Source organism: Paenibacillus sp. LjRoot56, assembly GCF_964253335.1.
Lineage (GTDB): Bacteria > Bacillota > Bacilli > Paenibacillales > NBRC-103111 > Paenibacillus_E > Paenibacillus_E allorhizoplanae.
The window spans coordinates 894,995-907,887 of record NZ_CAXURV020000003.1 but is presented as its reverse complement, the minus strand read 5'-3'; the positions used below and the strand labels follow the sequence as shown (position 1 = coordinate 907,887).

Genomic DNA, 12,893 nt, shown 5'->3' with positions numbered 1-12,893 from the left:
TATCTTTACTTATGGATCCAAATTAATCCAGCAGAATTATCCTTCGCCTCACCCACAACTCGGAACTTTAATCCAAAGTTCGGGACTAAGCGTCCGGCATCTGGAATCAATGTATTCATGTAGCTGTTGGAGTCGGAGAATTCCTCGACACCTTGCATGGATTTATACGTATACTCACCTCGGGTAGGGTTGTTGATGTACCAAGCTGGTGTTTTGTCCAGCGAGAAGGCTGCGTCCGCTACTTGATAACGTGTCGTTTGCGAGACGGAATCTTGTCCATCCTTCTTAAAAATCATCGCATCAGCATGCGAATCTACGACACCAAGGAAGCCTTGTCCAGGGTGGATACCGACCCAGTTGTCCAAATAACTATCATCTGCGTACCACACAAGAAGTCCAGTATTGTATTTGACACCACGGCTAAAGGCAAGAGCTTTATCAGACCCCGCGTAGTTTCTCCACTCCAGGTAGTAATAGTGCTTCTTGAATTCAATACCGTTCGAGACGACAAAACCATCGAGGTTAAATTGAGGAGCACCTTCGGCATCGTCGGAGAATACGACTTGACCATTTACGGTTAATTTCGCATTATCCATAGCAAAACCATTCAACGCGAGCCCGCCATCTGTGACGTAGTCGAAGTGGAGGGTTACTTTTTTACCAGCAAAATGGCTTAAATCATAGGACTTGTCTACCCAAGCTCCGTTCGTGGTTTCTGCACGTGCATCGCCATTCGTGTCATTGTCACCAATGATATCGAGGATTACTTGCTCGTTGTAGGTCGATGCTGTAACCGTTAAGTAGTCATATTCGAACTCGACCTCATACAGCGTTTTAAAATCAAATGTAGCTGTTTGTGCTTGAGTTAAATCAAACTCAGGCGAGGAAAGCGTCGTATGAAGGTTGTCGCCTTTCGTGCTGTAATAATACTTAGTTCCGAAAGCTGGCTGGATGCCTGTTACTGCTTTATCTGGCAAAGTCACTTTGACAATACCTGGATTTTGCGATTTCGTTACACTCTGATCAATGATGGCGGCCTTACCTAATTTCGTAATTTCAGAAGAATCAATTTCAGTCACATTGGCCCAGTTGCCACCCATGGTTTTCTGGAAGAACTCTTTATTTTGAGGTGAAAAAGAGCTAGGAGTTGTACCCGCAATGTTGCCGTTCCAACTGCCACCGCTCATGATGGACCAAGAGGCAATTGGCTCACCTTGTCCGGAATATTGGGTATCATATTCATCCGGCAATCCTAAGTCATGACCGTACTCATGAGCAAATACGCCCACAGCACCATCTTCAGGTTGGATTGTATAATCATAAGCAGCCATTCGGCCACCCCAATAATCTACACCTGCTGTCGTTCCAGGAATCGCATACACACTACTAAGTGTCCAACGATGAGACCAGATGGCATTATCGCCTAACTGACCACCGCCAGCTTCTTGGCCCGTACCCGCATGAATAATCATCAGGTGGTCGACTAGACCGTCAGGTTCATTCTGATTGCCATCGCCATCCAAATCATATAAATCAAACTTATCATAGTCAGCTAGCTTAAGGCCGGTTGCAACTGCAGCATTCAGCGCGTCCTTCACCAGATCTCGAGGCCCTTTGGGGTTGAGGTTATCGTGACCGCCTGCAGGGTTGTCATCACCGTATTCGACGGCTTTGCCTGGAACGGTTAACCAATCGGAGACATAGCCATCCACCGTATAGCTGCCACCGGATTGCTCTTCGTAGTATTGTTTGAAGGTTTTGATCTTAGAGCCGTCGAATAAAGTGAAATCTTTATTGCCGAACATGAGCTGTTGATAATGATCACGGTTGAAATCTTTGGCAAACATGAATCCAGGTTCTTGCTTGACATTGTTATGTTTAAAATCCGAGAATTCGGTCAAAAGAACAAGGACTTTATCCTCGCGTACGGGACCGTTGTAGGAATCTTGTTTGGCGGATGGAATAGGGATGCCACCCGGGAGACCATTCTTCAAATCCAGATGGCCTTTGTTTAACTGTGATAAAAGCTTATCTTTTTGCTTCGCAATGAACTCCTTCGATCTTCTGTCAATCTCATTGCTTTGCTTGTCCACTTTGGTTGGAGCCATTTTGTTGTTCTTTACAGCAACATACGATTTGATAGCTTTACTGATTTGTTCAGGGGTAGCACTTTTACTTAATAGACCTCGGTCCATTAAGCCTTTGGCCAGTCGGTCATCATCGACGATATTGAAATCGACCGGTGGTGCTTCAAGTGCGTCAGCGTAGTCGGCTTCTGCTGCGAATGCAGATGTTGCTGTTGTGAAAGCGGCTGTTGAGAAAAGTCCTGCGGTTAAACTTGTTGCTAGTAAAACTCTAGTCATCTTCGAGGTGTAGTTTTTCAATAGGAGACCTCCTGCAAAATAGAGTATGAAACTAAAACTAATCTATGTATTTGACCTATGGTCATTTCAATTAAATACTAGATTCGACTAGTCTAGTAAGTGCTTATGGTCCTGCTCACATGGACCCACCCAGTTATTTCCTAATTCGACATGATGGCTCTGATTTTGTCGTTTGATAGAGTGGCGGATTACAAAAAAGGAAACGAGAACTTCCTCTCGAAATTGTATGGCTATGCGCAAGTGGAGGATGTGGGCAGGGAGGTACATTCGCTTTAATTCCCCACTTTTCCATAAAAGGAGGAATTCCCATGTTCACATGTAGATCAGCAACTAACGAGGATTTCAACACAATTCGTTCCTTTCCGCGCAATGCGGAAGAGCTGTATTATATGTCACCTGTGCTGCAATACCCGCTTACGTCTGAACAACTCGTGGAGTCGACTAAGAATAGATTGCAGCAAACGGTCGTGGTGGATGAGAAGGGGCAGATACTGGGGTATGCCAATATATATGGCTTAGAGGATAATAAACACTGTTGGCTTGGCAACGTTATTGTATCTCCGGAGGCGAGAGGTACCGGGGCAGCCGAATCTTTAATTAACACAATAATTGCGAAAGCGAAAGATGAGCTAAAAGTGCAAGAACTGCATCTCGTTTGTCATAATGTGAACACACGAGGATTAATATTTTATACCAAGCTAGGGTTTAAGCCCTATTTGGTAGAGAAGAAAACGAATCATACGGGGCAAACCATAGCAGGCATACGGATGAAATTGTCTGTTACGGAACCGTAAATTTAAGACAAGGCAGTGATCTCTTTGACAATTTCGTTCATAGTAGCCATGGACAAGAATCGCGTTATTGGTAAAAATAATGACCTGCCGTGGCGACTGCCCAAAGAGTGGCAGTATGTAAAGAAAACGACGATGGGGCATTCAATCATTTTAGGGAGAAAAAATTTCGAGTCCATCGGCAAAGCGTTGCCTGGGAGACGGAACATCATCCTGACTAGGGATACGACCTATTCCGCCCAGGGATGCGAGATCGCTCATTCCGTTACAGATGTACTAGCGATGTGCCGCGGAGAAGAAGAGATCTTCATTTTTGGCGGCGAAGAAATTTATCGTCTATTTTTACCCTATGCGGACAAGCTCTATATGACCAAAATCGATCATGAATTCGAAGGAGATACTTACTTTCCAGAGGTTGATTATACGGAGTGGCAGGAGGTTTCTGTCGAACAAGGGATTACGGATGAAGCAAATCCATATACGTATTATTTTCATGTGTACACAAGGGTAAATACAGAGCTATTTGGTTAAAAAAGAGCCGGTGGTCCTTTTAACGTGTTAACACCTTGATACCCATCACAATATTCCAGATAAAGACGACCAAATAGGCAACCCCCGTTAATATCAACGGAATGATGAACTGGGACATGTGACCGCCATTAAATATGCTGTTTAAACCCAATATCCAGGAGAGAATGAAGCCTGCAATGGGCAAGCAATGTGAGAGGAATGCCCATTTCGCATGATGCTTAACCTCACGGTCCATAACAACGAAATAAATAACAATAGGCAGAAGAAAAGGAGCAAAAAATACGCTGAAATAGCTTAAAGCGGATAATATATGTCGGTTTTCCATAAAAGCCTCCCATTTTCTAATTTGTTAGATAAGAAGTAATACGCCTCGTATTGGGTATTTATTACAAGACTTCTAATGGATAATATAACCTATTCCGCTATAAAAAGCCGTTCGCAAGGTCTTTTGACCTTAGGAACGGCTTCTCGTTGTGCATATATTCTTCTATTAGTGGGGGTAAGCTCTATCCATTGTTCAAATGATTAGCGTGCTGGAGAGAAATCCGCGACCTTCTTCAAAATATCCTCGATTTGCTCCAATGTTTCTGCTCCGAGCGCAATATCAACAGCTTTCACGTTCTCTTCGATCTGCTCAGGCTTTGTCGCACCAATCAGTGCGGAGCTTACGCCAGGTTGACGAAGCACCCATGCAATCGCGAGCTGTGCGATAGAGATATCCAGCCCTTGGGCAACTTGCTCAAGTTCATGAACGGTCTGTAGTACACGGTCATTCAGATAGCTGTTGATGACTCCATTTACGGAATCGTTCGCAGCACGACTATCGGCAGGGAGTGGCTGCCCCAACTTATATTTACCCGTTAGAATGCCTTGCGCAAGCGGTGAAAAGACAACCTGACCAAGCCCCTTGCGCTCGGATACAGGAAGTACTTCGCGCTCGATATAGCGCTCGAACATATTATAGATCGGCTGATTTGAAATCAGCGGACGTAGAAGGAGGCGCTCAGCAATGCTTGCAGCCTCGGTGATTTGAGCGCCGTTCCATTCGCTGACGGCAGGATAAATGATTTTGCCTTGCTTAACCAAATCGTCGAGCGCGCGAAGTGTTTCTTCTAGCGGTGTGTGAATGTCATACCGATGGCAGAAATAGATATCGATGTAGTCGACACCAAGCCGTTTCAAGCTGGCATCACATTGCTCCATAATGTGCTTGCGGGATAATCCGCGATCGTTCGGGCCATCGCCCATCGGGAAATAGACCTTCGTCGAGAGCACATAGCTCGAGCGATCATATCCTTTTAGCGCGGCTCCCATCGCTTTTTCGCCTTCGCCACGATTGTAAGCATTCGCGGTATCGAAGAAATTAATACCACTTTCAAAAGCTTTCGCGATGCAAGCATCAGCGGCTTTTTGCTCTGCGGCTGTACCGTATGTAAGCCAGCTTCCTAAAGCGATTTCACTTACTTTTAACCCGCTGCGTCCCATATTTCTATATTTCATCTGCTAATATCATCCTCTCATCAACCCTTGTTGCTGTAAGTATAAGTGAGGTGGGGTTGGCCGACAAGAAGGCACTATTAGTTCACTTAGTTACGTGGAGTTAAGTATTGGGCGGTCCCTACTAGCCCCCAGTAACGAATAACTGGAAAACATACAGCTAATTTCGTCGGAAATCGCCCATTTCACCAACTAGATGTAAAACATGTAGGTAACTCGGCTGATTTAGCTCGATACGGCGCATATGACCAAATTTAGATGTACTTTATCCAGTTAATTCCGATTACCTGGCGCAATGAGAGGATTTAGCTGGAGGAAATCCAGTTATTTCGGCAGAGAGGTAGTGGGGGGACGAAATGACTAAGAGGTGTTGTTAGAGTGCTCAAATGGTGGAGATGGGGGAATAAGTAGAGTCAAATATTAAAAAAAGATAAGTGCCCTTAATTCACGGTATGCCTCTTTCGCGCCGCCTACGGTACACTTCATACATAACAACGATGATAGGGTGATGGAGAACATGAGCTATTCAGAGGTTAAGCCGACGCTAAGCAAGTCTCAAGAGCAATCAGCGAAAAAATCAGGGTTGTTGACCTATTACAATCGCTACAAGGTGCTGTACCTGCTGTCGATTCCGGGCATTGTTTACTTTTTAATCTTCAAATATATCCCGCTGACGGGGTCAGTCATGGCCTTTCAAAACTACAGTATTTTCTCGGGGATATGGAAAAGCGATTGGGTGGGCTTGGACAATTTCCGGCGCATGTTCGAGTACGCGGATTTCTGGCGCATTTTAAAAAACACGATGGCCATCGGCTTCTACACCTTGTTCTTCGCCTTCCCGATACCGATCCTATTGGCGTTAATGATGAACGAGCTACGCAACCAGTTTTTCAAGCGTTTCGTCCAGACGGCCGTATACCTACCTCACTTTTTATCATGGGTAGTGGTCGGGGGCATTGTGATTGAAATCTTAAATCCGACAAGTGGTGTCGTCAACTATATTGTGACACTGTTCGGACATGAGCCGATTTATTTCATGGGTGAGGATTCCTTTATTCGGACCATCATTGTGAGTTCAAGCGTTTGGCGCGATGCGGGCTGGAGTACCATTATTTATTTGGCGGCGATGAGCGGGATCAATCCAGATATCTACGAGGCTGCGCAAATTGACGGAGCGTCTCGGTGGAAACAAACGTGGTCCATTACGATTCCGAGTATTCTGACGACGATTACGATCCTTTTTCTTTTGCAAATTGGTAATTTTCTGGATTTAGGCTTTGAGCGCGTGTTCGTGTTCCTGAATCCTTTGAACAATTCGCAGGGCGATATTTTGGATACGTACATTTATCGGGTGGGGCTGATTCAGCGCGAATATAGCTACACGACAGCCATTGGCCTATTTAAGTCGGTGATTGGTTTCGTTCTGATCGTAACCGCTAATATGTTCAGCAAAAAAGCAACCGGCGAAGGCTTATACTAACCCATCGAAGAAAGGAGGCACCTAAGTATGTCTAGTAGTAAGTCTGCGTTAAATAAACCAAGCCCTATATCCATATTGAATCCAATTGGGCTCATTCTGATCAGCTTAATTATGGTGCTGCCGATATTAAATATTATCGCCCAGTCTTTCAGTGGACCTGTTGCGCTCAGTGCGGGGAAGGTTGTGTTATGGCCTGTTCAATTTACAGTCGATAACTACGTAACGGTTCTGAAGCAAATCGCGATATGGCGCGCTTTTAGTGTAAGCGTAATTATTACTGTTTTCGGTACGCTGATCAGCCTTGTCATGACGGCAAGCTTAGCGTATCCGCTATCCAGAAATGAGTATCGAGAACGCAAATATATTTTGCTGCTCGTGCTGATTACGATGATTTTTCATGCTCCGCTAATCCCGAATTACTTGCTAGTTCGTAATCTGGGCCTTTTGGATAGCTTGTGGGCATTAATGCTGCCCGGGGCGATCAGTGCGTTTAATTTGTTCGTGATGCGCTCCTTCTTTCTCTCCATTCCAGGTGAGCTGATTGAGTCCGCACGGATTGACGGTGCTGGGGAGATTCGCACGATTTGGAGCATTATTTTGCCGCTTTCGAAGCCAGCGATGGCGACGATGAGTATCATTTATTCGGTGGCATTGTGGAACAACTATTCGAATGCGCTCTATTTTATTAACAATCGTGCGCTGTTCCCGCTTCAAGTAAAACTACGTGAGTTTGTCGTGACCGATTCGTCCGATTTAGCCAATACGGCAGGAGATATTGCCAATTTATCACCTGAAGGACTGAAGATGGCTGTTATCGTCATAGCGACGATTCCGATCATGCTCGTGTACCCTTTCCTGCAAAAGCATTTCATCAAAGGGATGTTAATCGGTTCGATAAAATCGTAAAACCTGTATAATAAAGATCAACTGAGCTTAAAAAACACAATGTTCCAAGTTTTTCTTTCACGATAAGATGATCACGAATCAACAACATATCGATTAGGGGGATATACAATGAAAGCTTGGTTGAAAACGGGTCTCGTCTCAACGCTAATGGTGGCGGTTATCGCGGGTTGCTCCAATTCTTCAACGAGTACGACTGGAACTAGTGCAAGCCCAGCAAATCCAGCAAGCCCTGCAAGTTCCGCAAAACCGCAAGCACCGGTGAAAATCTCCATCTCCTTAAGTGACTCCTTAAATAAATATGCGCTAGGCAGCACAGACATCAACAATGATAAATGGGTGAAAAAGCTTGGTGAATTAACGAATACACAGCTTGATCTTCGCCTAGTACCGCATGCGGAATTCAAACCAAAGACAGCCTTGATGTTCGCCAGCACGGATTTGCCGGATGTTATGAACACGATTCAAGGGATGTTCCCACAGGGGCCAGATATGAGCGGAGCGATCAAGGGTGGATTGTTCATGCCACTTGATGATCTGCTCAAAGAATATGGCAAAGATTTATTGAAAGCGATTCCCGAGCAAGCGTGGAACGAAGTGAAGTACAACGGAAAAATCTATGCCATTCCTGAATATTTGTCCAATGCAAGCCGTCGCTCTACGTTTATACGGAAGGATTTGCTGGATCAAACAGGGCTGCCAGTTCCGAAGACAGTAGACGATTTCCTCAACGTCCTGCGGGCCATGAAGAAGAATGGTGTTGCTGAACCGTATGCCTTCCGGAAAGATTTTGTGTATTCCGATGTGATTTTCGGAGCGTATGACGTTATGCCGTATAGCACGATGTTCGAGAAAATTGGCGATCAAGTTGTACCGAAATTTTTCAAAGTGGAAGCGATGCAGAAAGCACTGACCGTCTACAAAACGATGTACGATGAAGGCTTGATGGCGAAGGATTTCGCGAGTCTTGACGGTAACAAATGGACGAACAACATCAATGCTGGTAAATCCGGGGTATGGAATCACAACGCGAACTTGCTGATGAACTGGATTAGTACAACGAAGCCTGCTAACGCCAAATCCGAAGTCATCATTATTCCGTCCCCAGTTGGTGATGATGGCAAGGGCGGTATGATGAAATATAGCTACACAGGCGGATTGTCCTACATCAATAGCAAGGTCAGCAAGGAGAAGGCCATCGCGATTGTGAAAATGATGAACTACATGGTGACAGAAGCGGGCGATCGATTCTTTAACTTCGGTATTGAAGGCGACACGTACACGATGCAGGATAATAAAGTCGTTTACAAACAACCGACGACACCAGAAGGCTCGCTTGAAGAGCAATTCCGCTCCGTTATGCTGAGACTTGTGGAAGATACAGCACTTAACAGAACACTTTTAAACACAACCGAAGATGGTAAAAAGCTAATCACACAATTTGACACCATCGTTACAAAAGAAGGAAGAAACGGGATCTCCTTCGCACCGGAGCTGACAACAACAGCGAAGTTCACAGATGCGGGTCTGAAGTTCTCCGATATGCCACCTGTTATTCTAGATCATATGCTGAAAATGGTGTACGGCAAGGAACCGATCTCTGATTGGCCGAAAGCGTTGGAAGATTGGAAAGCCAAAGGTGGAAATGAAATCATTAAGGAAGCAACCGAGCGTTATAACAAAAAAGACGGCGTCGTGATGGGTGACTAAAAAATAGCTTGTGCATTGGGTGGAAAGCATTTATTCTCGGGTTGAGGATAAATGTTTTTTGCCATAAAGGAGGGCGGCTGGATGAAGCAAATTCTGATTGTAGACGACGAACCGCTTATTCTAAAAGGTATGGTTATTATGCTGAAGCAGCATTCGCATACATTTGATTCGATACGCACAGCTAGCAATGGTGTAAAGGCACTGCAAATGATCGAGGAATCGATGCCGCAGCTGCTTTTTACAGATATCCGAATGCCGAAAATGGATGGGCTGGAACTGTGTAAGCAGGTGCATGAGAAATATCCACTGATCCAAAAGGTCATTATTTCGGGTTATGGTGACTTCGAATATGCTCAGGCTGGTATGTCTTATGGGGTCAAAGAATATTTATTGAAACCGTTTACGCCGGTCAAAATCCATGATCTGCTGACGAAGCTGGTTTCGCAGAGCGGTCATGCCATTTTATCCATTTCCAAGTATGAGGATTGGATTGAGAAAATTGTAGAGGCCATCTGGACGCTGCGGATTGATGCGGTAGAGGCGCATTTGGAGGAATTGCGATTGTATTGCATGTCGGCTTCCTCCTCGGATTCCGAGTACATTCAGCTGCTGCAGGATTGCCTCCCCATGCTCAAGAAGCGACTCTCTCTTCGCAGCTTTCAGCCCAAAACCGAAGAAATGACCGATACAACAGATATGATGGCTTACTTCCTGCAGCTTCAGGAGCAAATCATGAAGATGATCGATGAGCTGGCGCTGCAACGAGGTGGTCAGGATCTCATGCAGAAAGCGAAAATTTACATGGATGCCAACATCACGAATAGTCTCTCCCTAGAGGACGTTGCTGAGTATCTCGGGATTACACCTCCTTACTTGAGTTTGCTGTTCAAGAAGGTGTTCAAGGAAACCTTTGTGCAGTATCGCATCACGAAACGAATTGAGCTAGCGAAGCGGATGCTGGAAATGCCGCACTACCGCACGAACGATATCGCGTATGAGATCGGCTATGAGAACTACCCGCATTTTTCCCGGATGTTCAAAAAAGTCACAGGTCTCTCACCGCTTGAATACCGGCATATGATGGGGATTAAATAATGAAGCCATCGTTAGCACGCAGCATTTTCGCCTATGTGGCAGCCATTGTTCTGATCACAGTTATGTCGATCGGTTTCTCCTCTTACTATATTTCCTCGAACAAGCTGAAGGAGCAAACCGAGCAGCATTTGACGGAAATTGTATCGAACGCGGTCAACCATACGGATTTATATTTGAAAAATTATGAGCGCGCGCATCTGTCGCTTTTTACCAATAGCTCGGTCAAAAAGTTTCTAGACGACCCGCCAACAGGCGATTACGAGTATTATCAGTTCACAGACAACTTGATGGATAACGTCATTAATCCGCTTTTTATTAAGTCTCCGGAGATTATGACCGTCTACTTGGCCGATTATAACGATCATTGGGTGTATTATGAGAATCCGGCGTTAAAGCCGATTGTTGATCCGGTGCCTGCTTTTACAATGGAAGAGTTGGACAAAGAGACGGATGCACTAGGCAACATGACCATTATCAGCAACAGTGTATTCAAGGAGAGCAACAATCAATTCATCACGTTGGCACGCAAAATTCATGGTGAAGTGTTCAATGAGTTCAAAGGTATTTTGGCCATCGAGATTAAGGCAGACGAGTTCGCAACCTTGTGGAAGGGCATCAATTTGGGGCCGAGTGGATTTTTTGCCATTGTCGATAATGACGGGCGCATCGTGTATCATCCCGACAAGCAGCACATCGGTACTACGGTGAACAAGGCGCTGATGGCGAAAATAGAAGGGAATGACTTGAAATCTTTCAAGGATTCCTCGTTTGGGGAAGAGCGTATGGTCGTCAGCTCGAAGTCAGCTTATACGGGTTGGAACCTCATGGTGTCGATTCCGACGGCGGACATTAATCGGCCTCTATCGAGCATCCGTTACTCCTCCTTCTGGGTGGGGGGCCTTACACTGCTGTTGGCGTTACTGTTATCTTATCGATTTGGTCGCAACATTACGAAACCGATTCAAATTTTGAAAAATGGCATGCGCCAAACGGAAAAAGGGAACTGGGTGAAAATCCCCCAGTTGCAAACGAAAAATGAGCTCGATGAGTTGATCCAGCGTTACAATTTGATGGTCGTCTCTCTGTCGGAATTAATGGACACCTTGTACCGAACAGAGCTCAGCAAGAAGGACGCTGAGTTGGAGCGACAGAAGGCCGAACTGCAATCGCTGCAGCTGCAAATCAATCCGCATTTTCTATACAATACATTGGAAAATATTATCGTCTACGCCGTCATTCAGCAATCCACTGAAATTACGGAAATTGTGGATGCGATAGCTACCATGTTCCGTTACTCGGTGCAGACGCATATCGAAGAGACAGCCATCGTCAATGAACTCAAGCATGTGCTGAACTACATGACGATTATGAAACACAGGGTAGGGCGGGAGTTTGAGCTAGATGTAAGAATTCCGCCAGAATTCTTTTTGAAGAAGACAGCTCGGCTTACCTTACAGCCGTTGATCGAAAATATTTTTCAGCACGGCTTCGCTGATGGGATCGAGGAGCATCACTACATTCGGCTGGATGCGTGGATGAAGGACGATGATCTGATTATCGTCCTTGAGGATAACGGCGTCGGGATGACGCCCGAGCATCTCGCTTCGCTAAACAAGCAGCTGAGCACCAATCAATTGGCGGAAGCGAAGCTGCATAAGGGTGCCGGCAACAGTGGCGGCATCGGTATGATGAACGTGCACCGCCGCATTCAGCTGGTGTTCGGCGAGCAATACGGCCTGAGTATCGCGAGCGAGCTCGGCGTTGGCACACGGATCTATATTCGGTTTCCGAATATAGGGACGTGAGGGTGAAGGGGGGCAGCAGGCTGTTCAGGCTTGGCCTTAACCAAGGCTTATTGAGCCTGCTTAACCGAGCAGCCTAGCAGCTCAGCAACACAGCGACTCAACAACTCAGCGACTCAGGAACTCAGGAACTCAGCAATAGAGCAACTCAGCACCCTAGCAACCCAGCAACTCAGCGACTCAGCGACTCAGTAACTCAGCGACTCAGCAACTCAGCAACACAGCGACTCAGGAACTCAGGAACTCCGCAATAGAGCAACTCAGCACCCTAGCAACCCAGCAACTCAGGAACTCAACAATCCAGTAACTCAGGAACTCAGCACCCCAGCACCCCAGCACCCCCATCCCAAAGCCTTGCCCCCACACGGGAGCGGGGCTTTTTGCTGCATCCTTCCCCCAAGGGGAACGAGGGTGCGCTATTCCGAGTAAAACAGACTTTTTCTAGCCGGAAGGGAACGAGGATGCGCTATTCCCCAAAAAACCATCATACTCACACGTAAACGTTGCAAATAGCGCACTGACGTTCCCCTCACCTTCGCACATAGGCTGAATACATAATAATAGCGCACCAACGTTCCCTCACCTGTTTAAAAAAACACAATGCTGCTTAAATTCGATCATGTGTTTCAGCGTCACACCTAACTATAATGAGTCTTAGTTCAATATAAAGGATGGTGAATTTATATTTATGAATGACATG

Annotated in this window: 10 protein-coding genes; 7 read left to right on the top strand and 3 right to left on the bottom strand. The window is 45.7% G+C overall.

Features of this window, described 5'->3' with window-relative positions:
• Window positions 1-5: 5 nt before the first annotated feature.
• Window positions 6-2,363: an immune inhibitor A domain-containing protein gene (locus ACSQ8O_RS23140; RefSeq protein ID WP_436243936.1), complete on the bottom strand. Its 2,358-nt coding sequence runs from the start codon at window positions 2,361-2,363 to the stop codon at window positions 6-8.
• A gap of 329 nt (window positions 2,364-2,692) precedes the next feature.
• Here ACSQ8O_RS23140 and ACSQ8O_RS23135 point away from each other — a divergent pair, with 329 nt between their 5' ends.
• Complete coding sequence (locus ACSQ8O_RS23135) at window positions 2,693-3,178, top strand: GNAT family N-acetyltransferase (protein ID WP_436243525.1); 486 nt, start codon at window positions 2,693-2,695, stop codon at window positions 3,176-3,178.
• Window positions 3,179-3,202: 24 nt separating this feature from the next.
• Window positions 3,203-3,706: a dihydrofolate reductase gene (locus ACSQ8O_RS23130; protein ID WP_436243935.1), complete on the top strand. Its 504-nt coding sequence runs from the start codon at window positions 3,203-3,205 to the stop codon at window positions 3,704-3,706.
• A gap of 19 nt (window positions 3,707-3,725) precedes the next feature.
• Here the strand turns inward: ACSQ8O_RS23130 and ACSQ8O_RS23125 are convergent, their stop codons facing one another.
• Together ACSQ8O_RS23125 and ACSQ8O_RS23120 are read right to left on the bottom strand one after the other, a co-directional pair.
• A complete protein-coding gene (locus ACSQ8O_RS23125; protein ID WP_056623474.1) occupies window positions 3,726-4,031 on the bottom strand; it encodes a hypothetical protein in 306 nt (101 codons plus the stop codon).
• 200 nt (window positions 4,032-4,231) lie between these two features.
• Complete coding sequence (locus ACSQ8O_RS23120; protein ID WP_436243524.1) at window positions 4,232-5,206, bottom strand: aldo/keto reductase family protein; 975 nt, start codon at window positions 5,204-5,206, stop codon at window positions 4,232-4,234.
• Between the two features lie 514 nt (window positions 5,207-5,720).
• On the opposite strand from ACSQ8O_RS23120, the gene ACSQ8O_RS23115 reads away from it, so the two are divergent.
• From ACSQ8O_RS23115 to ACSQ8O_RS23095, 5 genes are all read left to right on the top strand, one after another.
• Window positions 5,721-6,683 carry an ABC transporter permease gene (locus ACSQ8O_RS23115; protein ID WP_436243523.1) on the top strand — a complete coding sequence of 321 codons (963 nt, stop codon included), beginning with the start codon at window positions 5,721-5,723 and terminating at the stop codon, window positions 6,681-6,683.
• A 27-nt stretch (window positions 6,684-6,710) separates the two neighbouring features.
• Entirely contained in the window at window positions 6,711-7,589 is an 879-nt protein-coding gene (locus ACSQ8O_RS23110) for a carbohydrate ABC transporter permease (RefSeq protein ID WP_436243522.1), read from the top strand.
• 108 nt (window positions 7,590-7,697) lie between these two features.
• The gene (locus ACSQ8O_RS23105) at window positions 7,698-9,296 is read left to right on the top strand and encodes an extracellular solute-binding protein (RefSeq protein WP_436243521.1); all 1,599 of its coding nucleotides are present in this window, start codon (window positions 7,698-7,700) and stop codon (window positions 9,294-9,296) included.
• A gap of 81 nt (window positions 9,297-9,377) precedes the next feature.
• Window positions 9,378-10,391 (top strand): response regulator, encoded by a 1,014-nt coding sequence (locus tag ACSQ8O_RS23100; protein WP_436243520.1) that lies wholly within the window; start codon window positions 9,378-9,380, stop codon window positions 10,389-10,391.
• On the top strand, window positions 10,391-12,196 hold the full coding sequence (locus tag ACSQ8O_RS23095; protein WP_436243519.1) for a cache domain-containing sensor histidine kinase: 1,806 nt from the start codon (window positions 10,391-10,393) through the stop codon (window positions 12,194-12,196). Before ACSQ8O_RS23100 ends, ACSQ8O_RS23095 begins: the two co-directional genes overlap by 1 nt.
• The last annotated feature ends 697 nt before the right edge of the window (window positions 12,197-12,893 follow it).

Bases quoted from the DNA above. Each gene is read 5' to 3' on its own strand.
- ACSQ8O_RS23140 (WP_436243936.1), bottom strand. From the start codon at position 2,363: ATGACTAGAGTTTTACTAGCAACAAGTTTAACCGCAGGACTTTTCTCA.
- ACSQ8O_RS23135 (WP_436243525.1), top strand. From the start codon at position 2,693: ATGTTCACATGTAGATCAGCAACTAACGAGGATTTCAACACAATTCGT.
- ACSQ8O_RS23125 (WP_056623474.1), bottom strand. From the start codon at position 4,031: ATGGAAAACCGACATATATTATCCGCTTTAAGCTATTTCAGCGTATTT.
- ACSQ8O_RS23120 (WP_436243524.1), bottom strand. From the start codon at position 5,206: ATGAAATATAGAAATATGGGACGCAGCGGGTTAAAAGTAAGTGAAATC.
- ACSQ8O_RS23115 (WP_436243523.1), top strand. From the start codon at position 5,721: ATGAGCTATTCAGAGGTTAAGCCGACGCTAAGCAAGTCTCAAGAGCAA.
- ACSQ8O_RS23110 (WP_436243522.1), top strand. From the start codon at position 6,711: ATGTCTAGTAGTAAGTCTGCGTTAAATAAACCAAGCCCTATATCCATA.
- ACSQ8O_RS23105 (WP_436243521.1), top strand. From the start codon at position 7,698: ATGAAAGCTTGGTTGAAAACGGGTCTCGTCTCAACGCTAATGGTGGCG.
- ACSQ8O_RS23100 (WP_436243520.1), top strand. From the start codon at position 9,378: ATGAAGCAAATTCTGATTGTAGACGACGAACCGCTTATTCTAAAAGGT.
- ACSQ8O_RS23095 (WP_436243519.1), top strand. From the start codon at position 10,391: ATGAAGCCATCGTTAGCACGCAGCATTTTCGCCTATGTGGCAGCCATT.